Source organism: Streptomyces cylindrosporus (assembly GCF_022698165.1).
In the GTDB taxonomy this organism is placed as follows: Bacteria; Actinomycetota; Actinomycetes; order Streptomycetales; family Streptomycetaceae; genus Streptomyces; species Streptomyces cylindrosporus.
Window position 1 is genome coordinate 503,613 of the sequence record NZ_JALDAY010000003.1, and the last position, 20,686, is coordinate 524,298.

A 20,686-nucleotide genomic window follows, 5' to 3' on the forward strand; every position below is an offset into this window, starting at 1 on the left:
AGGCTCGATGCCCCTCACGTTCCGCAAGAGTTTCCGGATCCTTCCCGGAGTGCGACTGAACATCAATCGGCACTCCTGGTCCATCACCACCGGCGGCCGACACGGGCCGCGACACACCCACAGCAGTTCCGGACGTCGTACGACATCGATGGATTTGCCCGGACCCTTCGGGTGGCGTCGGACCCGTACGGAACGGCGGCGTTGACGGACCGTCACCCGAACGGCCCCCTTGAGATGCCCCATCTCATATCTGAGATAGCCTCAACCCCATGGCAGACGATTACCTCGTACGCATCGGCAAGCTCATCCGTGACGCCCGGCAACACCGCGGCTGGACACAGGCGCAGCTCGCGGAGGCGCTCGGCACCAGTCAGAGCGCTGTCAACCGCATCGAGCGCGGCAACCAAAACATCAGCCTTGAGATGATCGCTCGAATCGGTGAAGCGCTGGAGAGTGAGATCGTCTCTCTGGGCTATGCGGGACCGATGCATCTGCGTGTCGTGGGCGGCCGTCGGCTGTCCGGGGCCATCGACGTCAAGACCAGCAAGAACGCGTGTGTGGCACTGCTGTGCGCGTCCCTGCTCAACAAGGGGCGGACCGTACTGCGCCGGGTGGCGCGCATCGAGGAGGTCTACCGGCTCCTGGAGGTACTCAACTCCATCGGTGTGCGCACCCGGTGGGTCAACGAGGGCGTGGACCTGGAGATCGTGCCGCCGGCCGAGCTCGACATGGGCGCCATCGACGCCGACGCGGCCGTCCGCACCCGCTCCATCATCATGTTCCTGGGCCCGCTGCTGCACCGTATGGACCGCTTCAAGCTGCCGTACGCCGGCGGCTGCGACCTCGGCACCAGGACCATCGAGCCGCACATGATCGCCCTGCGGCGCTTCGGCCTCGACATCGCGGCGACCGAGGGGCAGTACCACGCCCAGGTCGACCGGGGCGTCCGGCCCGACCGTCCGATCGTGCTGACCGAGCGCGGGGACACCGTCACCGAGAACGCGCTGCTGGCCGCCGCCCGCCACGACGGCGTCACCGTCATCCGCAACGCGTCCTCCAACTACATGGTCCAGGACCTGTGCTTCTTCCTGGAGGCGCTCGGCGTCCGGGTCGAGGGCATCGGCACCACGACCCTCACCGTGCACGGTGTCCCGGACATCGACGCCGACGTGGACTACTCCCCCTCCGAGGACCCGGTCGAGGCGATGAGCCTGCTGGCCGCCGCGGTCGTCACGGAGTCGGAGCTGACCGTGCGCCGGGTGCCGATCGAGTTCCTGGAGATCGAGCTCGCGGTCCTGGAGGAGATGGGCCTGGACCACGACCGCACACCCGAGTACTTCGCGGACAACGGCCGCACCCGCCTGGTGGACCTGACCGTCCGCCCCTCCAAGCTCGAAGCCCCGATCGACAAGATCCACCCCATGCCCTTCCCGGGCCTGAACATCGACAACGTCCCGTTCTTCGCGGCGATCGCGGCGGTCGCACAGGGCAAGACCCTCATCCACGACTGGGTCTACGACAACCGCGCCATCTACCTCACGGACCTCAACCGCCTCGGCGGACGGCTGCAGTTGCTGGACCCGCACCGGGTCCTGGTCGAGGGCCCGACCCGCTGGCGCGCCGCGGAGATGATGTGCCCGCCCGCCCTGCGCCCCGCCGTGGTGGTCCTGCTGGCGATGATGGCGGCCGAGGGCACGTCGGTGCTGCGCAACGTGTACGTCATCAACCGGGGTTACGAGGACCTCGCCGAGCGCCTCAACACGATCGGGGCGCAGATCGAGATCTTCCGGGACATCTGAGCAGCCGTCCGCTGTCTCGTGGACTTCGGCCGGGGTTCCCGAGATGCGGCTCTTGGCGAACTCGCCGCCCTCAGGTCCCAGGGCGTCGGGCGGCTTCCCCTCCCGTCCGCGCAGGCCGTCAGTGATCCGGTTCGCGGCTTGCGAGGTGGAATTCGAACGGTACCGTTCCCGCGTCGAGTGCCGTGACCCCGCCGTCCACCGTGAGGACCGCGCCGTTGACGAAGGACGCGGCGGGCGACAGCAGCCAGGCGATCGCCTCGGCGACCTCGGCCGGATCGCCGGGACGCCCCGCGGGCACCAGCCTCGTGGCCTCCGTGTACGCCTCCTCGACCCCACCGGCCAGTCCCGACTCCTCGACGAACCGGCCCATACGGCGGTCGGCCATCTCGGTGCGCACCCAGCCGGGGCAGACGGTGTTGGCCCGCAACCCCTGGCTCCCGTAGTCGACGGCCAGCGAGCGGCACAGCTGGAGCAGCGCGGCCTTCGAGGTCGCGTACGCGGCGTTGCCCTTGCCGTTGCGCAGTGCCGAGACGGAGGCGACCGCGACAACCGAACCGCGGGTCCTCAAGAGGTGCGGGAGAGCCGCGCGCAACAGCAGGAAGGGGCTGGTCAGGTTGGTGCGCATCACCAGTTCCCACGTCTCGTCCGAGAGGTCTCCCACCGCGCCGCCGCGTCCGATGCCCGCGTTGAGGACCAGTCCGTCGAGCCTGCCGTACCGGGAGACCGTGGTCTCGACGAGTTCATGGACGGCCGTCGGGTCCGTGAGATCGGCGGGGTGAGCCAGGGCGCCGGTCTCCTCCGCCACCTGCCGCAGCGGCTCGGGGCGCCGCCCGCCGATGACGACCCGGCACCCCTCGGCACACAGCGACCGCGCGGTCGCGGCGCCGATGCCGCTGCCGCCACCGGTGACAACGACAACTCGCTCGTCAGCCATGTCCGTCGGGACTCCTCGTCGACCGGGTGAAAGGCCCGAGTGATCCTACACTCCCCAGCACCCCCTGAATAAGAATCCTGGAAGCGCATTTGCTACCGTCCTCGTGTGCGGTTGACGAAGTTCACCGACCTGGCGCTGCGTGCCGTGATGCGTCTGGCGGTCTCCGAGCGGGACGAGTCCCTGACCACCCGGGAGGTGGCCGAGGCGATGGACGTGCCCGCCACCCACATGGCGAAGGCGATCACGCGCCTGCAACACCTGGGCGTACTGGAGGCCCGGCGGGGGCGCGGCGGCGGGCTGGAGCTGACCGAGCTCGGGCGGCGTGCGTCGGTCGGCTGGCTGGTACGGGAGTTGGAGGGCGAGGGCGAGGTCGTCGCGTGCGACGGCGAGACCCCGTGTCCCCTGCGCGCGGCCTGCCGGCTGCGGCGAGCGCTGCGCGACGCGCAGGAGGCCTTCTACGCCGCCCTCGATCCGCTGACCGTCACCGATCTCGTCACCTCCCCCACCGGTCCCGTCCTCGTCGGTCTGACCGGCCGCCGCCCCGAGTAACCACAGCCACGCCCTTCTCCGGGCGCCGATCACCATGGCTTTAAATACGCAGATCACTTACCACTTAAGGAGTCACCATGCTGTCCGAGCAGTCCGCGCCCGTCGTCCGCGCCACCCTGCCCGTCGTCGGCGCCGCCATCGGCGAGATCGCCGAGGTGTTCTACGGCCGGCTCTTCGCCGACCGGCCCGAGCTCCTGCGCGATCTGTTCAACCGCGGGAACCAGGCCAACGGCGAGCAGCAGAAGGCCCTCGCGGGCTCCGTCGCGGCCTTCGCGGGGATGCTGGTCGAGCACCCCGGGGCCCGGCCGGACGCGATGCTCTCGCGGATCGCCCACAAGCACGCCTCGCTCGGCATCACCTCCGACCAGTACAAACTCGTCCACCGGCATCTCTTCGCGGCGATCGGCGAGGTCCTCGGCGACGCGGTCACGCCCGGGGTGGCCGCCGCCTGGGACGAGGTGTACTGGCTGATGGCCAACGCCCTGATCGCCCTGGAGGCCCGGCTCTACCAGGAGTCCGGCCTCGCGGAGGGCGCGGTCTGGCGGGAGCTGGTCGTCGCCGAGCGGCACGAGGAGACCCCGGACGCGGTCTCCTTCGTGCTGCGCCGGTCCGACGGCGCGCCCGTGGGAGCGTTCCGGCCGGGGCAGTACGTCGGGGTCCGGGCCGAACTCCCCGACGGCGCCCGGCAGATACGGCAGTACAGCCTCTCCGGCGCGCCGGGGGATCCGTACTGGCGCATCACCGTGAAGCGCGTCCGGGGCGGCGCCGGTCCGGACGGCGAGGTGTCCTCCTGGCTGCACGAGCGCGCCCGGCCCGGCGATGTCCTCACCGTCTCCGCGCCGTTCGGCGACCTCGTCCTGCCGGAGGGCGACGGGCCGTTGCTGCTGGCGTCCGCCGGGATCGGCGTCACCCCGATGCTGTCGATGCTGCACCGGCTGGCCGCCACCGGCTCGACCCGTCCCGTCGTCGTGCTGCACGCCGACCGCACCCCGGCCGATCACCCCCACCGCGAGGAGCAGCGCCGGCTCGTCGAGGCGCTTCCGAACGCCCGACTGCACCTCTGGTACGAGGAGTTGGGCGGGGGCACAGCCGAAGCCGCCGTCGGCCGGGCCGACGCCGCCTCGCTCGAACTGCCGGACGGGCTCACCGCGTACCTCTGCGGACCGCTGCCCTTCATGCGCGCCGTACGCGGCGACCTGATCCACCACCACGGACTGCCCGCGCACGCCGTCCACTACGAGGTCTTCGGCCCCGACCTCTGGCTCGGCGGAGAGTAGACCGGAGCGGGACGGACGAGACGGAGAGGAGCACGCATGAACACCACGTCCGCGGGCGTCGCCACCGCGGTCACCTTCCTGTGGCTCGGGATGGTGCTGGCGATCTCCTTCCTGGAGGCCCCGCTGAAGTTCCGGGCCCCTGGGGTGACCGTGCCCATCGGGCTCGGCATCGGCCGTGTCGTCTTCCGGGCGCTGAACCGAGTCGAGGCGGTGCTCGCCCTCGCGCTGATCGTCGCGGTGGCGGTCGGCGGCCCGCCCTTGTCCGTGTCCCTGACGGCGGCAACCGCCCTGCTGCTGCTCGCCGTTCAGCTGCTGCTGATCCGGCCCGCGCTCAACCGCCGTTCCGACCGCGTCCTCGCCGGCGAGAGCCTGCCGCGCTCCCGGGCCCACCACTACTACGTGGCAACCGAGACCGCGAAGGTCCTCGACCTGCTCGCGCTGGGCCTCCTCCTGATCCTGCGCTAGCCCTCGGCGGCGAGCGCCGTGCGCAGGGTCGTGGCCATCAGGTCGATGGCTTCCCTGCCCGCCGCCACCGGGCCCGCGTGGGTGAAGTAGTGGTCGACGCCCTCGAAGACCCGGTGGGTGACCGGGACTCCGGCGGCCTCCAGGGCCTTGGCGTAGGCGTCGCCCTCGTCGCGCAGGCGGTCGTTCTCGGCGGTGATGACGAGGGCGGGCGGGAGTCCGGCGAGGTCGTCGGCCAGACCGGGCGATACGAGGGGATGGGCCCGGTCGGCGGGGTCGGGGACGTAGGCGGCGGTGAACGTCCGCATCAGCTGCGGGGTGAGGAGCGGCTTGGCGACGAGGGAACGCTTCGTCGCCGGGTCGGCGAGCTGGTCGAGCGGGGCCGAGTCGATGATCTGGAGGCGGGGCGAGAAGGCGCCGCTCTCCCGGGCCAGGCGGCAGACCGCGGCGGTGAGGTTGGCTCCGGCGCTGTGTCCGCCGACGGCGAGCCGGGAGCCGTCCCAGTCGTGGGCGGCGCCGTTGCGGGCGACCCAGGCCGTGACGTCGTAGGCCTGGGTGACGGGTACGGGGTACTGGTGCTGCGGCGCGACGGCGTAGTCGACGTTGATCACCACGCAGCCGGCCTCGGCGGCTATGTAGCGGCAGATGTGGTCGTCCTGCTCGGGGCGGGCCACCACGAAACCGCCTCCGTGGAAGTTGACGTACACCGGTGCGGGTGTCTCGGCGGTGGCCGGCGGGCGGTAGACGGTGCAGGTCACCGGGCCCGCGCCGGTCTCGACCCGGAGGGGCTCGGTGCGCTTGGGGACGTCGGTGAACCGCAGGTCCTTGTGGACGCGGGAGATCACGCGGCCGAGCAGCAGCTGGATCGCTCTGGCCTTGGTCCCGGGGCTGATTGGCATGGCTCGCTCACCCATCGATACAAAGTTAAAGTATCAGGTTTCCTGATGATGGAGTCCTGATGATGGGGGCTCGGTCCTCATTGCGCAATGGGTGCCGTCAGCAGGGTCAGGTGGGCGAGGTCGCCGGGTGGTGGCGTGGTCACCGACCAGAGGGGGGCCGGGGAGCCGTCGGCGACCGCGGCCGGGGCGTCGGTCAGGTTCATGCGTTCGCGCAGGCGGCCGTAGAAGTCCATCGGGCCGAGGCGGACCGCGCGCAGCCGGCGCGGGGCCGCGTACACGCCGATCCAGTCCCCCGGGTCGAGCACGCCCCGCAGCTGGCCGTCGATGCTGACCGCGGCCGACCCGGAGCATTCGAGGACCCGCAGCGCGATGGGCTCGTCCGGGGCCGTGACGACCGAACGGTTGAAGGTCATGTGCGGGGCGACCGGCGTGAAGACGAGGGCCTCCGCGCGCGGCGAGACCACCGGGCCGCCGGCCGCGAAGCTGTAGGCCGTCGAGCCGGTCGGCGTGGCCACCAGCAGCGCGTCCGCGGAGTACGACGCCAGGAGCCGGCCGGAGACGTAGACGCCGACCGAGACCTGGCGGTCCCGGGCCAGCTTCTCCAGGACGACGTCGTTGAGCGCCGTGACGTTGAGGGGGATGCCCCAGTCGGCGTCGACCTCGCAGTCGGGGCGCACCTGGGGCGGCGGCAGCAGCGGGCCGCGCCCGTACTTCGCCCAGGCCTCCAGTTCCTCCGGCACTTCGAGGCGGCGCGAGGCGCGCAGGGTCAGCAGCATGCGGCTGTCGATGCTCAGCCGGTCCTCGCGCACCGCGTCCAGCGCCGAGCGCACGGCCGCCGCGGGCACCTCGGTCAGGAAGCCGACCCGCCCCAGGTCGATGCCGAGCACGAGCGCGTCGTCCGCCGCGGCCAGCCGGGCGCCGCGCAGGAAGGTGCCGTCACCGCCCAGCGTCACCACGAGGTCGGGATCGCCCGCGGCCTCGACCTCCTCCTGGGAGTTGCGGCGCCCGTGGTCGTGCCACACGTCGATGTCGGTGCACCGCACCGCGTGTTCCGCGCACCATTCGCGGACGGTACGGGCCGCCGCCACCGCCTCGCTGCGCCCGCCGTGCACGACCAGGCCGAGCCGGTTCACCGTCATCGCTGCTCCAAGGGGTCGCGGTCACCAGCTCGTGGCGACAGACCGAAAGCCGACATGGCCATCATCGGCGCACCCGCCCGGCACACCCACCCGAAACCCGGCATCCCGCCGCTCCTTTTTGTTCTACAGAACCTTGACGCACTTCATGTTTCCTGTAGACCATCGAGTATCGGCACCAGCGCGAGGAGGCGCTCGGCATGGTGGAGGTTTCCTTCGACCGGAGCCCGGAGTCGTACCGGCACTGGCGGCTGCGCACGGACGGGCCGGTCGCCTGGCTGGAGCTGGACGTCGACGAGCGCGGCGGACTGGTGCCGGGGTACGAGCTGAAGCTGAACTCGTACGACCTCGGCGTGGACATCGAGCTCTACGACGCCGTCCAGCGGCTGCGCTTCGAGCATCCCGAGGTGCGGGCCGTGGTGGTGACCAGCGCCAAGGAGAAGGTGTTCTGCGCGGGCGCCAACATCCGGATGCTCGCGGCCTCCCCGCACGAGTGGAAGGTGAACTTCTGCAAGTTCACCAACGAGACCCGCAACGGCATGGAGGACGCCTCCGAGCACTCGGGGCTGACCTTCATCGCCGCGGTCAACGGCTCCTGCGCGGGCGGCGGTTACGAACTCGCGCTGGCCTGCGACCGGATCCTGCTCATCGACGACAACTCCTCGTCGGTGGCGCTCCCGGAGGTGCCGCTGCTCGGCGTGCTGCCCGGCACCGGCGGTCTCACCCGGCTCACGGACAAGCGCCGGGTGCGCAAGGACCTGGCCGACGTCTTCGCGACCCGTAGTGACGGGGTACGGGGCAAGACGGCCGTCGACTGGCGGCTGGTGGACGAGGTCGTGCCGCGCCGGGACTTCCGGGCGGTCGTCGAGCAGCGGGCGCGGGAGGCGGCGGCGCGCGATCCGCGTCCGGCGGATGTCCGAGGCGTCCAACTCACGTCGCTGGAACGGGAGATCACCGAGGAAGGGATCTCCTACCGGTATGTGCGGGCCGAGTACGACCGGCCGCTCGGGCTCGTGCGCATCACCGTACGAGGACCGGGCGGCGAGGACGGCTGGCTGCTCTCGCTCACCCGTGAACTCGACGACCTGATCCTGAGGTTGCGGACGAACGAGCCGGAGCTCGGCACCTGGGTGCTGCGCACCGAGGGCGACCCGGCGCTCGTACTCGCCCAGGAGCGGGAGCTGTTGCGGGCCAAGGACGACGACTGGCTCGCCAACGAGGTCTTGCACTACTACAAGCGGACCCTGAAACGGCTCGACGTCACCAGCCGGAGTCTCGTCGCGCTGATCGAGCCGGGGAGCTGCTTCGCCGGGCTGCTGCTGGAGTTGGCGCTCGCCTGCGATGTGCAGTACATGCTGGACGGGCCGCCCGTCGAGGATCCGGACAGTGACGAGCGGGCGCAACTCGCCCTGTCCGAGGCCAACTTCGGGCTCCTCCCGATGGGCAACGGGCTCTCCCGGCTCCAGTCCCGTTTCTACGGCCACCAGGACCACCTCGACTGGCTGCGCCGCGAGGCCGGGCAGCCCGTGGGAGCGGCCCGGGCGCGTGAACTCGGGCTCGTCACGGACGCGCCCGACGACCTCGACTGGGAGGACGAGATCCGTCTCGTCCTGGAGAACCGGGCCGCGCTCAGTCCCGACGCGCTGACCGGGATGGAGGCCAACCACCGCTTCGTCGGGCCGGAGACCATGGAGACCAAGATCTTCGGCCGTCTGAGCGCCTGGCAGAACTGGATCTTCGTACGGCCCAACGCCTCGGGTCCGGAAGGCGCGTTGCGCCGTTACGGGACCGGGCAACGGGCCGTCTACGACCGGAAGCGAGTGTGACCCGATGCCCACGGCCATCGACTACGACGCCAGGATCCCCAACAACGTCGGCCTCGCCGACGACCGCCGCCTGCAGCGCGCGCTGGAGGGCTGGCAGCCCAAGTTCCTCGGCTGGTGGGGGGAGATGGGCCCCTCTCTGGAGAACCACGGAGTCTATCTGCGCACCGCCGTGTCCGTCGGCCGGGACGGCTGGGCCCACTTCGACCACGTCAACGTGCCCGACTACCGCTGGGGCATCTTCCTCGCCGAGCCCACCCCCGACCGCCGGGTCGCCTTCGGCGAGCACCAGGGCGAGCCGGTCTGGCAGCAGGTGCCCGGCGAGTACCGCGCCGACCTGCAACGGCTGATCGTGATCCAGGGCGACACCGAGCCGGCCTCGGTGGAGCAGCAGCGGCTGCTCGGGCTGAGCGCGCCCAGCCTGTACGACCTGCGCAACCTCTTCCAGGTCAACGTCGAGGAGGGCAGGCACCTGTGGGCGATGGTGTACCTCCTGCACGCCTACTTCGGCCGGGAGGGCCGCGAGGAGGCCGAGGCGCTGCTGTACCGCAACTCCGGCAGCCCCGACTCGCCGCGCATCCTGGGCGCGTTCAACGAGGAGACCGCCGACTGGCTGGCCTTCTACATGTTCACGTACTTCACCGACCGGGACGGCAAGTACCAGCTCGGCTCGCTCAAGGAGAGCGCCTTCGACCCGCTGTCGCGGACCTGCACCTTCATGCTGAAGGAGGAGGCGCACCACATGATGGTCGGCACGACGGGTGTCGACCGGGTGGTGACCCGCAGCGCCCAACTCGTGCGCGAGCACGACACCTTGGACATCGCCGCGTGCGGTGGCATCCCCCTCGACATCATCCAGAAGTACATCAACTTCCACTACACGGTCTCCCTGGACCTGTTCGGCAGCGAGACCTCCACCAACGCGGCCAACTACTACACCGCGGGCCTCAAGGGCCGCTGGCAGGAGGAGCGGCGCGAGGACGACCACCAACTCACCGAGGACGGCGTGCGGTTGGACCGGCCCGGCGCGGACGGCGGCTGGGCCGTCGACGAGGTGCCCGCGCTGCTCGCCCTCAACCTGGACCTGCGCGACGAGTACATCGCCGACTGCCGGACCGGCGTCAAGCGCTGGAACCGCATCCTCGAAGAGCACGGCATCGACTTCCGCCTGCGGCTCCCGCACCCCGGCTTCAACCGCCAGGTCGGCCTCGCCGCCGGCCACCGCGTCACCCCCGACGGCACGATCGTCGACGAGGAGACCTGGGAGGCGAGCCGGCGCCACTGGCTGCCGACGCCCGAAGACCTGGCGTTCGTACGGTCGTTGATGCAGCCGGTGTACGAGCGCGGGAAGATCGCGAGCTGGGTCGCGCCGCCGGTCAACGGAATCAACGGCAAACCGTTCGACTACGAGTACGTCCGACTGGTGTGAGGCGGCGCTGATGCCCGAGCTGTTCAACGCGGCGGACTGGCTGGTCGACCGGCAGGTGAGAGCGGGCGCCGGCGCCCGCACGGCCGTCGTCACGCCCACCCGGTCGCTGACCTATGAGGAGCTGTCCGGCGAGGTCCGCCGGGTGGCCGCCGGGCTGCGCGCCCTGGGCGTACGGCCCGAGGAGCGGGTCCTGTTCTGCATGGCGGACGACGTCGAGCTGTTCACCGGCATCCTGGCCGCCTTCCGCATCGGCGCGGTGGCCGTGCCCGCCTCGACCATGCTCACCGGGGCGGAACTGGGCGGGCTGGTGGCGGACTGCCGTGGCAGAGTGGTGCTGGGCTCGGCCGAGTTCGCGCCCGCGGTACGGGCCGCCGTCCGGGAGGCGCCCGAGGTCGAACACGTGCTCCTGGGCGACGAATGGCGGCGGCTGCTCGACGCCGGCACGGACCCGGAGCCGTATCCCACCTGGCCGGACTCCCCCGCCCTGTGGCTCTACACCTCCGGCACCACGGGCACTCCCAAGGCGGCCATGCACCGGCACGCCGACATCAGGTTCGTGGCCGAGAACTACGGACAGCGGGTGCTCGGCATCGGCCCGGATGACCGCTGTCTGTCCGTCGCCAAGCTGTTCTTCGCGTACGGCCTCGGGAACTCGATGTTCTTCCCTCTCTCCGTCGGCGGCACGGCGCTGCTGGAGCCCGCGCGGCCCTCCCCCGCGCTGTTCGCCAAGCGCGCGGCCACCGACCGGGCCACCGTGCTGTTCGGCGTGCCCGGCTTCCTCGGGGCACTGCTCGCGGGCCTCGACGTCCCCGACGACGCCTTCGCGAGCGTGCGGGTCGGGGTCTCGGCCGGTGAGGCGCTGCCCGCGCGGATCTACCAGGGGATGCTGGAGCGGTACGGCGTGGAGGTGCTCGACGGGATCGGGTCGACCGAGATGCTGCACATCTTCATGTCCAACCGGCGGGGCGGGGTGCATCCGGGTTCGTCCGGCGAACCTGTTCCGGGGTACGCCGTGGAGCTGCGGGACGCGGACGGGCAGGTGGTCGGGGGCGCGGGTGTGCCCGGCGAGCTGTATGTGCGCGGGGAGTCGGCCGCCGTCGGGTACTGGTGCCGGGCGCAGACGAGCCGGCAGGTGTTCCTCGGGGACTGGGTGCGCACGGGTGACACGTACGTCCGTAACGCGGACGGCACGTACACCTGCATGGGCCGCACCAACGACCTGCTCAAGGCGGGCGGCATCTGGGTCTCGCCGGCCGAGGTCGAGGAGCGGCTGCTGGCGCACCCGGACGTGGCCGAGGTGGCGGTGGTCGGGGCGCGGGACGCGGACGGGCTCGACAAGCCGGTGGCGTGCGTGGTGCCGAGGGCCGGGCGCGAGGTCGACGCGGAGGCGCTGGTGGCCTGGTGCCGGGAGGGGCTGGCCGCGTTCAAACGGCCGCGCGCGGTCGTCGGGCTGAGCGAGCTGCCGCGGACGCCGACGGGGAAGATCCGGCGTAACGTGCTCAGGGAGATGGTCCGCTCCGAGGAGGCGCCGTGATCGACGGCGAGACCGTGGTGGACGCGCACGTCCATGTGCCGCGGCTGTCCACGCTGAAGCCCGCCTGGTTCGAGTGGGCGCGGGTCTTCGGGCGCGGGCAGCCGTGGCGGGACGCGTACGACGAGGACGGCGACCCGGTGCCCGAACGCCTCGACGCGTTGCTCGACGCGCAGGGCGTGGACCGTGCGCTGCTGTTCTGCGAGTACAGCCCGCGGGCCACCGGCATCCAGCCGATCGAGGACCTGCTGCCGATCGTCGAGCACAACCCGGTCCGCTTCCGGCTGGTCGCCAACGTCAACCCGCATCTGCACCACCCGCTCGCGGCGGAGGCCGAACGCCAGCTGGACCTGGGCGCCGTGGCCGTCAAACTCCACCCCGTGCACGGCGGTTTCGACCCGGCCGACAAGGAGCTGTACCCGCTGTTCGGGCTCTGCGCCGAGCGCGGGGTGCCGGTGATCGTGCACTCGGGGACGTCCAGCTTCCCGGGCTCGCGGGCGCGGTTCGGGGATCCGCAGTTGATGCTGGACGCGGTGGAGGACTTCCCGGACGTCCAGTTCGTCTTCGCGCACGGCGGGCGGGGCTGGTGGTACGACACCGCCGCGTTCCTGGCACTCGCCAGGTCGAACGTCTGGCTGGACCTGGCCGGACTGCCCCCGCACAAACTGCCCGAGTACTACGCCCGCTTCGACCTGGCCCGCCTGGCGACCCGCTGGATCTTCGGCACGGACTGGCCGGGAGTGCCGGGCACGGACAAGAACGTACGGGCGATACGGGAGTTGGGGCTACCGACGGAGACACTGCGGGGCGTTCTGTCGGGGAACGCGGGCAAGGTTTTTCCGGGGTTGGACGTGTAGGCGATCGGCGGGGGCGACTCGGGCGGGTGGCGTGGGCGTCTGAGGCGGGTGGCGCGGGCGTCCGGGGCTGTCGGCGCGGGCGACTCGGGCAGCCGTTGCGGGCATCCGTGGCAGCCGGTTGGGCGTACTGCGCGGCCCACCGAATGCAAGGCGGTCGGCGTGGGCGCCTGGGCGGTCGGCGTGGGCGGCTGGCAGCCGGCGTGGACGTCTGGACGATCGGCGCGGACGCCCGGGGGCAGGCGGCGCGGGCGACTCGGGCAGCCCGGCTGGGCGCCCTGCGCGGCCCACCGAGTGCCTGGGTGGTCGGCGGGCGCCTAGGCGGTCGGCGTGGGTGCCTGGGCGGTCAGTTTCTCCCAGTGGCGCTCCGCCGCGGTGGTCCACTGCGCGTGCTTGGCGTGGAACAGGGCCGTCGCCTTCGCGCCGCTCCAGCCCGGGGGAAGCAGCTTGGGTGGGAGGCGGGGGTCGAGGAAGGGGAAGCGGCGCCACTCGTGGACCAGCAGGGTCAGGGCGTGCAGTGCGGCGTCGCCGTCGGCCGGGTGCAGGCCGGTGAACTCGTCGATGAAGGCCTCGTACCGCGCCTCCACCTCGGTGAGGTCCCAGGCGCGGGCCACCATGGCCGCCTCGCTGCCGAGGGCGCCGTAGTTCGCGGTGAACGACATGGCGCCGTCGGCCAGTTGGAGCTCCTTGAGGACGGCGAGCGCCTCGGCCTCGCGGTCGGCGTGGGGGGTGATCCAGACGCCGGGCTCCGGGGAGCCGAAGCCGGCCCAGCTGAGCCGGGTGCGTACCCGGTGGCGCAGGTCGCGCTTGGTCTCCGGGACCGAGACGAGGACGACCAGCCACGTGCCGTCCCAGGTGCGCTCGCCGCTGCCGTAGTCGTAGATGCGCTGCGCGCCTTCGGTGAGCAACCGCCGCCCCGGCGGAGTGAGCGCCCAGCGCACCCGGCGGCCGACCCGCTCCGACGCGAGCCAGCCCTCGGCGGCGGTGCGGGCGAGCGCCTGCCGCGCCGACTTCTCCTCCACGCCGAACAGCGCGAGCGACTCGACCAGCGCCGATGTCCACACCGGGCGGCCACGCGGCAGGACGTACTCGCCGAGCACGGTCATCAGCAGGGACCGCGCGCTGGTGTCCCCGACCTCCCGGCGCCGGCTGACCACCGGCCGCGGGGACGCGTTCTTCGCCATGCCCGCCCACTCCCCTCGCCGCAGAACCTGGCCTCCGCGGACCTACTGACACAATATCTTGTCGGAACGCGACATATCAGTAGAGTGTCAGTCCGTGCGCGTCAGGTCCGCGCGCGTCACGTCCACGTACGTCAGGTCCGCGTGCGAGGGAAGCGGGCCGGGCCCGAGCGGTCAGCCCTCGGTCAGCGTGACGTCCTGGCGCTCGGCGGCGTGGAAGCGGGGCAGCGGCAGGCCACCCTGCGGGTGCAGCTCCATGATCGTGGCCTCGACGTCCGCGGCGCCGGGCCGCAGGCTCTTCGCGGAGGGCGTGCCGGTGTTCTCCCAGCGGTGCTCGGCGCCGTCGCACACGGCGCGCGTGCCGCCGATGCCCTGGCGGATGGTCGGTTCGCTCTGGCTCACGGACGAACTGACGAAGACCGGGCCCGTGCTGCCGAGGCAGCGGTAGGTGCCGGAGAGGGTGACCGTGCCGTCGGGGCCGATGGTGCCGGTCGGGTCGACGGTCACCGTCTCGTACGGGTCCGCGGCGGCGGGCGCGGCCGGGGCGGCGGCCAGCAGGAGCAGCGCGGCGGCGGTGAGGACCGGACGCAGGGGACGCAGGGGACGCCGGGGACGCAGGGAATGCAGGGACATGGGAAGACCTCCTGGGGAGTAGGGGCTTCCACTGGTACCGGGCACACGGGCCCGGGGCCGTGACCGTCACCCCTTCGGTGGCGAGTCCGCATCGACGGTCGTGGAACCGTCCGGGTGTTGTCCGCGTGTTGTCACGCTTCTCCTCGGGCCGTTCCGATGAGTTCGCACCGGGAGCATGGTCTACCTATCGGGACCCGGACGGACGGATCCCGACCTACGTGGAGGTGCGCCATGTGTTCCCACCAGCCTTCGTGCCCTTCCTCCGACGCCCGTGTCCCGCACATCGTGGCGGCCCACCCCGAGCAGGGGTGGAGCCTGCTGTGCGACGGCGCGATCGTCTTCGACGACAGCGGTGAGCTGACGGCCGACGGCCGGATCGTCGCGCCGCACCGGCTGCCGGTCGAGCGCCTGACCATCGCGGCCTGACCGGCTCCAGGGCTGTTCCAGGGCTGTTCCAGGGCTGCTCTAGGGCAGCACCGCGAAACCGTCCAGCTCCACCAACGCCTGGTCGTCCCACAGACGTACGACTTCGACGACCGCCATCGCCGGATAGTCCCGGCCCGCCAACTCCCGCCAGATGCGGCCGAGTTCGGGCGCGTGGGCGCGATAGGCGGCGACGTCCGTGGCATAGACGGTGATCCGGGCGAGGTCGGCGGGGGTGCCCCCGCAGGCGCTCAGCGCGGCCAGCAGATTGCCGAGAGACTTCTCGAACTGCTCGGCCAGGGTGTCGCCGACCACCTTTCCGTCGGTGTCCAGAGCGGTCTGGCCGGCCAGGAAGACGACGCGGGTGCCGGTGGCGACGACCGCGTGGGAGAAGCCCGTGGGCGGGGAGAGTTCGGGCGGGTTGACGCGCTCGGTGCTCATCGGCCGGCCTCCAGGTTCGCGTACAACTCCTTGGCGATGATGCCGCGTTGGACCTCGCTCGCCCCCTCGTAGATACGCGGGGCGCGCACCTCGCGATAGAGGTGTTCGAGGAGATGCCCCCGGCGCAGGGCGCGCGCACCGTGCAACTGCACGGCGGCATCCACGACTTGCTGCGCGGTCTCGGTCGCGAGCAGCTTCGCCATCGCCGCGCGCTTGGGGACGTCCGAGGCGCCTTCGTCGTACGCCGTCGCCGCCGCGTAGACCATGAGGCGGGCCGCGTCGGTGCGCAGGGCGAGCTCGGCGACCTGGTGGGCGACGGCCTGCAGGTCCTTCAACTTGCCTCCGAACGCGTCCCGTTGGGCAGTGTGGGCGAGGGTCGCGTCCAGCGCCGCCTGCGCCATGCCGACCGCGAAGGCGCCGACGCTGGGCCGGAAGAGGTTGAGCGTCCCCATCGCCACCCGGAAGCCCCGGTCCACCTCACCGAGCACGTCGTCCGCGGTGACGGGCACGGCATCGAAGCCGAGGGCGCCGATGGGGTGCGGCGAGAGCATGTCGAGTGGGGTGCCGGTGAGGCCGGGCCGGTCGGCGGGGACGAGGAAGGCGGTGACCCCACGGGCACCGGCGCCCGGGGTGGTGCGGGCGAAGACGGTATAGAAGTCGGCTTCGGGGGCGTTGGAGATCCAGCACTTCTCACCGGTGAGCCGCCAGCGGGCGGGGCCATCGGGGGTAGCGGTAAGGGGGGCGGCGGAGGGGCGGGCGTCAAGGGGCGTGGTGGGTTCGGTGCTGGGAAGGGGCGCCTCCGGGGCCGCCCGCAGGGTCAGCGCCGCCGCGTCCGAGCCCGCCCCCGGCTCGCTCAGGGCGAACGCCGCCACCGCCGTGCCGTCCGTGACCCCGGGCAGCCAGCGCTCCCGCTGGGCCGGGGTGCCGTGCGCGTGCACCGGGTGTGCGCCGAGGCCCTGGAGCGCGAGGGCCGTCTCCGCCTCCGTGCAGCCGTACGCCAGGGACTCCCGCATGAGACAGAGGTCGAGGGCGCCGGAGGTGAACAGCCGCTCCAGGAGGCCGAGCCGGCCGAGCTCGGCGACGAGCGGGCGGTTGACGTGACCCTCCTCGCCCTTCTCGGCAAGCGGGCGCAGCCGCTCCGCGGCCACCGCGCGCAGCTCGCCGCACCAGGCGATCTGTTCCGGTTCGAGTGAGAATGCGGGCATCGCCGGTCCCCTCTCCGCCGCGTCTCCCCCGACGGTATCGCGCACCGTTGACTGTCGTCACCAACACGATACGCTCATCCACGAGCCCACCACCCCGCCCATAAGGCAAGGGGGCGCATCGTCATGAACGTCTCGGCCCACGTCGACACCTTCGCGCGCGACCACCTCCCGCCGCCCGAGGACTGGCCGGAGCTGCGCTTCGAGCTGCCGGAGCTCCAGTACCCCGATCGGCTGAACTGCGCCGCCGAGCTGCTGACCGGCCAGGACCCCGATCGGCCGGTGTTCCACACACCCACGGGGCCGTCCTGGACGTACGGCGAACTGCGGGCCCGGGTGGACCGGCTCGCGCACATCCTCACCGAGGACCTGGGCGTGGTCCCGGGAAACCGGGTCCTGCTGCGCGGGCCGACGACGCCGTGGCTGGCGGCCTGCTGGCTGGCGGTGCTGAAGGCGGGGGGTGTGGCGGTGACGGTGCTGGCGCAGCAGCGGCCGCACGAACTGGCAGTGATATGTGACATAGCACTGATCCGCCACGCCCTCTGCGACATCCGTTCCGTCGACGACCTCGCCAAGGCCGAGATCCCCGGCCTGCGCATAGCGACCTACGGCGGCGACGCCCCCGACGACCTCCTGCACCGCCCGGCGCCCGACACCCCGTACCCCGCCGTGGACACCGCGGCCGACGACGTGGCGCTGATCGCGTTCACCTCGGGCACCACCGGTCACCCGAAGGGGTGCATACATTTCCACCGGGATGTGCTCGCGATAGCCGACACCTTCTCGAAGCATGTGCTGCAACCACAGGCGGACGACGTCTTCACGGGCAGCCCGCCCCTCGGCTTCACCTTCGGCCTCGGCGGGCTCGTGGTCTTCCCGATGCGGGCCGGAGCGAGCGCGCTGCTGCTCGAACAGGCCCACCCCAAGCAGCTGTTGGCGGCCGTCGCCGAGCACCGCGTCTCCGTCGTCCTCACCGCGCCGACCGCCTACCGCGCGATGCTCGACGAGTTGGACGCGTACGACATCTCCTCGCTCCGCCGCTGTGTCTCCGCCGGCGAGAACCTGCCCGCCGCCACCTGGCGGGCCTGGCAGGAGCGCACCGGTCTGCGCATCATCAACGGCATCGGCGCCACCGAGCTGCTGCACATCTTCATCTCGGCGGCGGACGAGCACATACGACCGGGGACGACCGGGGTTCCCGTACCGGGGTGGCACGCGCGCGTGCAGGACGCGGGCGGGGAGCCGGTGGCGGACGGGGAGCCGGGGCTGCTGGCCGTGCGCGGGCCCGTCGGCTGCCGTTATCTCGCCGATCCGCGCCAGCACGAGTACGTCCGCGGCGGCTGGAACATCACCGGTGACACCTATGTCCGGGAGCCCGACGGGTACTTCCGTTACGTCGCCCGCGCCGACGACATGATCATCTCGGCCGGGTACAACATCGCCGGACCGGAGGTCGAGGACGCGTTGCTGCGCCACCCGGACGTGGTCGAGGCGGCGGTCGTGGGGCGGCCCGACGAGGCCCGGGGACATGTGGTCGTCGCCCATGTGGTGCTCAAGGAGGGTGCCGTACGGGACGCCGAGGCGCTGCGCGGCTTCGTCAAGTCCGAACTGGCGCCCTACAAATGCCCGCGCGAGATCGTCTTCCTGGACGCGCTGCCACGCACCGCGACCGGAAAGCTTCAGCGATTCAAACTACGCACCGATGGTGACCAGCAGTGATGCCGACGACCTAAGATGATCAACGTGTCCGACCAGCATGCACCACGGTCTCTCATCGTCACGCTCTACGGCGCCTACGGCCGCTATGTCCCGGGTCCGGTACCGGTCGCGGAACTGATCCGGCTCCTTGCCGCGGTCGGCGTGGACGCCCCCTCCGTGCGCTCCTCGGTGTCCCGTCTCAAACGCCGTGGCCTGCTGCTGCCGGCCCGCACGGCCGAGGGCGCCGCCGGGTACGAGTTGTCGCAGGACGCGCGCCAGTTGCTCGTCGACGGCGACCGGCGCATCTACGCCGGCACACCGCCCGAGAACGAGGGCTGGGTGCTCGCCGTGTTCTCGGTGCCGGAGTCGGAGCGGCAGAAACGTCATGTGCTGCGCTCGCGCCTCGCCGGGCTCGGCTTCGGCACGGCGGCGCCGGGCGTGTGGATCGCGCCGGCCCGGCTGTACGAGGAGACCCGGCACACCCTGCGCAGGCTGCACCTGGATCCGTACGTCGACCTGTTCCGCGGTGAGCACCTCGGCTTCGCCGCGACCGTCGAGGCGGTCGCCCGCTGGTGGGACCTGGCGGCGATCGCCAAGGAGCACGAGGCGTTCCTGGACCGGCACGGGCCGGTGCTGCACGCCTGGGAGCAGCGGGACGACACCCCGCCCGAGGAGGCGTACCGCGACTACCTCCTCGCCCTCGACTCCTGGCGCCACCTCCCCTACACCGACCCCGGGCTGCCGGCCCGGCTGCTCCCCGAGGACTGGCCGGGGGTACGCTCGGCGGCCGTCTTCCGGGGGCTGCACGGGCGCCTGCGGGACGCCGGGGCACTCTTCGCCGGATGTGATCTCTCACACTTCACAGGTCCCTAATGGAACCCTCAGCCTCCTCAGTCCCTCTTCTCAGGTTTCTTACCTAGCGTGCACCGAGTCGTAAGCCGGGTAAGAAAGAGGACTGTTGCGGATGACCACCACGGCAAGGGCTCAGGGAGCCACGGTCTGGTTGACCGGGCTGCCGAGTGCGGGCAAGACGACGATCGCCAGACTGCTCGGCGATCGGCTCAAGGCCGAGGGGCATCGTGTGGAGGTCCTCGACGGGGACGAGATACGCCGCTTCCTCTCGGCGGGGCTCGGCTTCTCGCGCGAGGACCGCAACACGAACGTGCAGCGCATCGGCCTGGTCTCCGAGGTCCTCGCGCGCAACGGCGTGCTGTCCGTCGTCCCGGTCATCGCGCCGTACGCCGACAGCCGCGAGGCGGTCCGCAAGCGGCACGACGCCAGCTCGACGCCGTACATCGAGGTACATGTCGCGACCCCCGTCGAGGTGTGCAGCGAGCGTGACGTGAAGGGGCTGTACGCCCGCCAGGCCGCGGGTCAGCTCAGCGGGCTGACCGGGGTCGACGACCCGTACGAGCCGCCGGTCGACCCGGATGTCGTGCTGCCGACGCAGGATCAGTCGCCGCAGGAGTCGGCCGACGCCGTGTACGCGGTGCTGGCGGAGCGGGGGCTGGTGTGAGCGGGTTCAGCCTCTCCCATCTGGACGCGCTGGAGTCCGAGGCCGTCCACATCTTCCGTGAGGTGGCGGGCGAGTTCGAGCGGCCGGTGATCCTTTTCTCCGGCGGCAAGGACTCCATCGTCATGCTGCACCTGGCACTGAAGGCCTTCGCACCGGCCGCGATTCCCTTCACGCTGCTGCACGTCGACACCGGGCACAACTTCCCCGAGGTGCTCGACTACCGGGACCGTGTGGTCGCCGCACATGGGCTGCGCCTCCATGTGGCCTCCGTACAGGACTACATCGACCGCGGTGTGCTGCGCGAACGTCCGGACGGGACGCGCAACCCGCTCCAGACCCTCCCGTTGACCGAGAAGATCCAGAGCGAGCGCTTCGACGCCGTCTTCGGCGGCGGGCGGCGCGACGAGGAGAAGGCCCGCGCCAAGGAACGGGTGTTCAGCCTCCGCGACGAGTTCTCGCAGTGGGACCCGCGCCGGCAGCGGCCCGAGCTGTGGAACCTCTACAACGGGCGGCACGCGCCCGGCGAGCACGTCCGCGTCTTCCCGCTCTCCAACTGGACCGAGCTGGACGTGTGGCAGTACATCGCCCGCGAGCGGATCGAACTGCCCGAGATCTACTACGCCCACCACCGCGAGGTCTTCCAGCGGGGCGGCATGTGGCTGACCGCCGGTGAGTGGGGCGGGCCGAAGGACGGGGAGACCGTCGAGAAGCGGCGGGTGCGCTACCGCACGGTCGGCGACATGTCCTGCACCGGTGCCGTCGACTCCGACGCCGACACCATCGAGAAGGTGATCGCCGAGATCGCCGCCTCCCGGCTCACCGAGCGCGGCGCCACCCGCGCCGACGACAAGCTCTCCGAGGCCGCGATGGAAGACCGCAAGCGCGAAGGGTATTTCTAG

At 71.5% G+C, this 20,686-nt stretch carries 21 protein-coding genes; 14 read left to right on the forward strand and 7 right to left on the reverse strand.

Going from position 1 to position 20,686, the window contains the following annotated elements:
* The first annotated feature begins 7 nt into the window (after window positions 1-7).
* Both MQP27_RS11610 and MQP27_RS11615 read left to right on the forward strand, forming a co-directional pair.
* Window positions 8-205: a DUF4236 domain-containing protein gene (locus tag MQP27_RS11610; RefSeq protein ID WP_242764632.1), complete on the forward strand. Its 198-nt coding sequence runs from the start codon at window positions 8-10 to the stop codon at window positions 203-205.
* Between the two features lie 64 nt (window positions 206-269).
* A complete protein-coding gene (locus MQP27_RS11615; RefSeq protein ID WP_242764634.1) occupies window positions 270-1,799 on the forward strand; it encodes a helix-turn-helix domain-containing protein in 1,530 nt (509 codons plus the stop codon).
* Window positions 1,800-1,917: 118 nt separating this feature from the next.
* On the opposite strand, the gene MQP27_RS11620 is transcribed toward MQP27_RS11615, so the two are convergent.
* Window positions 1,918-2,733 carry an SDR family NAD(P)-dependent oxidoreductase gene (locus MQP27_RS11620; RefSeq protein ID WP_242764636.1) on the reverse strand — a complete coding sequence of 272 codons (816 nt, stop codon included), beginning with the start codon at window positions 2,731-2,733 and terminating at the stop codon, window positions 1,918-1,920.
* 105 nt (window positions 2,734-2,838) lie between these two features.
* Between MQP27_RS11620 and nsrR the strand changes: the two genes are divergently transcribed.
* The 3 genes from nsrR (at window position 2,839) to MQP27_RS11635 (ending at window position 5,024) form a co-directional block, all read left to right on the forward strand.
* On the forward strand, window positions 2,839-3,282 hold the full coding sequence (gene nsrR / locus MQP27_RS11625) for a nitric oxide-sensing transcriptional repressor NsrR (protein ID WP_242764638.1): 444 nt from the start codon (window positions 2,839-2,841) through the stop codon (window positions 3,280-3,282).
* A gap of 77 nt (window positions 3,283-3,359) precedes the next feature.
* Window positions 3,360-4,559, forward strand: a complete 1,200-nt coding sequence (locus MQP27_RS11630) for a globin domain-containing protein (protein ID WP_242764640.1) — start codon at window positions 3,360-3,362, stop codon at window positions 4,557-4,559.
* Between the two features lie 36 nt (window positions 4,560-4,595).
* Window positions 4,596-5,024: a hypothetical protein gene (locus MQP27_RS11635; RefSeq protein WP_242764642.1), complete on the forward strand. Its 429-nt coding sequence runs from the start codon at window positions 4,596-4,598 to the stop codon at window positions 5,022-5,024.
* Here MQP27_RS11635 and MQP27_RS11640 read toward each other — a convergent pair.
* Together MQP27_RS11640 and MQP27_RS11645 are read right to left on the reverse strand one after the other, a co-directional pair.
* Window positions 5,021-5,920 carry an alpha/beta hydrolase gene (locus MQP27_RS11640; protein ID WP_242764644.1) on the reverse strand — a complete coding sequence of 300 codons (900 nt, stop codon included), beginning with the start codon at window positions 5,918-5,920 and terminating at the stop codon, window positions 5,021-5,023. The genes MQP27_RS11635 and MQP27_RS11640 overlap by 4 nt on opposite strands.
* 77 nt (window positions 5,921-5,997) lie before the next feature.
* Window positions 5,998-7,059, reverse strand: coding sequence for an NAD(+)/NADH kinase (locus tag MQP27_RS11645; RefSeq protein ID WP_242764646.1), 1,062 nt, complete (start codon window positions 7,057-7,059; stop codon window positions 5,998-6,000).
* Window positions 7,060-7,256: 197 nt separating this feature from the next.
* On the opposite strand from MQP27_RS11645, the gene boxC reads away from it, so the two are divergent.
* The 4 genes from boxC to MQP27_RS11665 are packed head-to-tail and all read left to right on the forward strand — an operon-like array spanning window position 7,257 to window position 12,696.
* Window positions 7,257-8,882 (forward strand): 2,3-epoxybenzoyl-CoA dihydrolase, encoded by a 1,626-nt coding sequence (gene boxC, locus MQP27_RS11650; RefSeq protein ID WP_242764648.1) that lies wholly within the window; start codon window positions 7,257-7,259, stop codon window positions 8,880-8,882.
* Between the two features lie 4 nt (window positions 8,883-8,886).
* Window positions 8,887-10,308, forward strand: coding sequence for a benzoyl-CoA 2,3-epoxidase subunit BoxB (gene boxB / locus MQP27_RS11655; protein WP_242764650.1), 1,422 nt, complete (start codon window positions 8,887-8,889; stop codon window positions 10,306-10,308).
* A gap of 10 nt (window positions 10,309-10,318) precedes the next feature.
* On the forward strand, window positions 10,319-11,842 hold the full coding sequence (locus tag MQP27_RS11660; protein ID WP_242764652.1) for a benzoate-CoA ligase family protein: 1,524 nt from the start codon (window positions 10,319-10,321) through the stop codon (window positions 11,840-11,842).
* The gene (locus MQP27_RS11665) at window positions 11,839-12,696 is read left to right on the forward strand and encodes an amidohydrolase family protein (RefSeq protein ID WP_242764654.1); all 858 of its coding nucleotides are present in this window, start codon (window positions 11,839-11,841) and stop codon (window positions 12,694-12,696) included. The genes MQP27_RS11660 and MQP27_RS11665 overlap by 4 nt, the downstream gene beginning before the upstream one ends.
* A gap of 314 nt (window positions 12,697-13,010) precedes the next feature.
* Here the strand turns inward: MQP27_RS11665 and MQP27_RS11670 are convergent, their stop codons facing one another.
* Window positions 13,011-13,877, reverse strand: coding sequence for a PaaX family transcriptional regulator (locus MQP27_RS11670; RefSeq protein ID WP_242764656.1), 867 nt, complete (start codon window positions 13,875-13,877; stop codon window positions 13,011-13,013).
* Between the two features lie 171 nt (window positions 13,878-14,048).
* Window positions 14,049-14,507, reverse strand: a complete 459-nt coding sequence (locus tag MQP27_RS11675; protein ID WP_242764658.1) for a DUF6299 family protein — start codon at window positions 14,505-14,507, stop codon at window positions 14,049-14,051.
* Between the two features lie 231 nt (window positions 14,508-14,738).
* Here MQP27_RS11675 and MQP27_RS11680 point away from each other — a divergent pair, with 231 nt between their 5' ends.
* On the forward strand, window positions 14,739-14,933 hold the full coding sequence (locus tag MQP27_RS11680) for a DUF5999 family protein (RefSeq protein WP_242764660.1): 195 nt from the start codon (window positions 14,739-14,741) through the stop codon (window positions 14,931-14,933).
* A gap of 39 nt (window positions 14,934-14,972) precedes the next feature.
* On the opposite strand, the gene MQP27_RS11685 is transcribed toward MQP27_RS11680, so the two are convergent.
* The gene (locus MQP27_RS11685; RefSeq protein WP_242764662.1) at window positions 14,973-15,371 is read right to left on the reverse strand and encodes a RidA family protein; all 399 of its coding nucleotides are present in this window, start codon (window positions 15,369-15,371) and stop codon (window positions 14,973-14,975) included.
* Complete coding sequence (locus tag MQP27_RS11690; RefSeq protein ID WP_242764664.1) at window positions 15,368-16,576, reverse strand: acyl-CoA dehydrogenase family protein; 1,209 nt, start codon at window positions 16,574-16,576, stop codon at window positions 15,368-15,370. The genes MQP27_RS11685 and MQP27_RS11690 overlap by 4 nt, the downstream gene beginning before the upstream one ends.
* A 123-nt stretch (window positions 16,577-16,699) precedes the next feature.
* Between MQP27_RS11690 and MQP27_RS11695 the strand changes: the two genes are divergently transcribed.
* The 4 genes from MQP27_RS11695 (at window position 16,700) to cysD (ending at window position 20,686) form a co-directional block, all read left to right on the forward strand.
* Window positions 16,700-18,292 carry an AMP-binding protein gene (locus MQP27_RS11695; RefSeq protein WP_242764665.1) on the forward strand — a complete coding sequence of 531 codons (1,593 nt, stop codon included), beginning with the start codon at window positions 16,700-16,702 and terminating at the stop codon, window positions 18,290-18,292.
* A 15-nt stretch (window positions 18,293-18,307) separates the two neighbouring features.
* A complete protein-coding gene (locus MQP27_RS11700; protein ID WP_242764668.1) occupies window positions 18,308-19,144 on the forward strand; it encodes a PaaX family transcriptional regulator in 837 nt (278 codons plus the stop codon).
* Window positions 19,145-19,235: 91 nt separating this feature from the next.
* Window positions 19,236-19,787: an adenylyl-sulfate kinase gene (gene cysC, locus MQP27_RS11705; RefSeq protein ID WP_242764670.1), complete on the forward strand. Its 552-nt coding sequence runs from the start codon at window positions 19,236-19,238 to the stop codon at window positions 19,785-19,787.
* A complete protein-coding gene (gene cysD, locus MQP27_RS11710; RefSeq protein WP_242764671.1) occupies window positions 19,784-20,686 on the forward strand; it encodes a sulfate adenylyltransferase subunit CysD in 903 nt (300 codons plus the stop codon). The genes cysC and cysD overlap by 4 nt, the downstream gene beginning before the upstream one ends.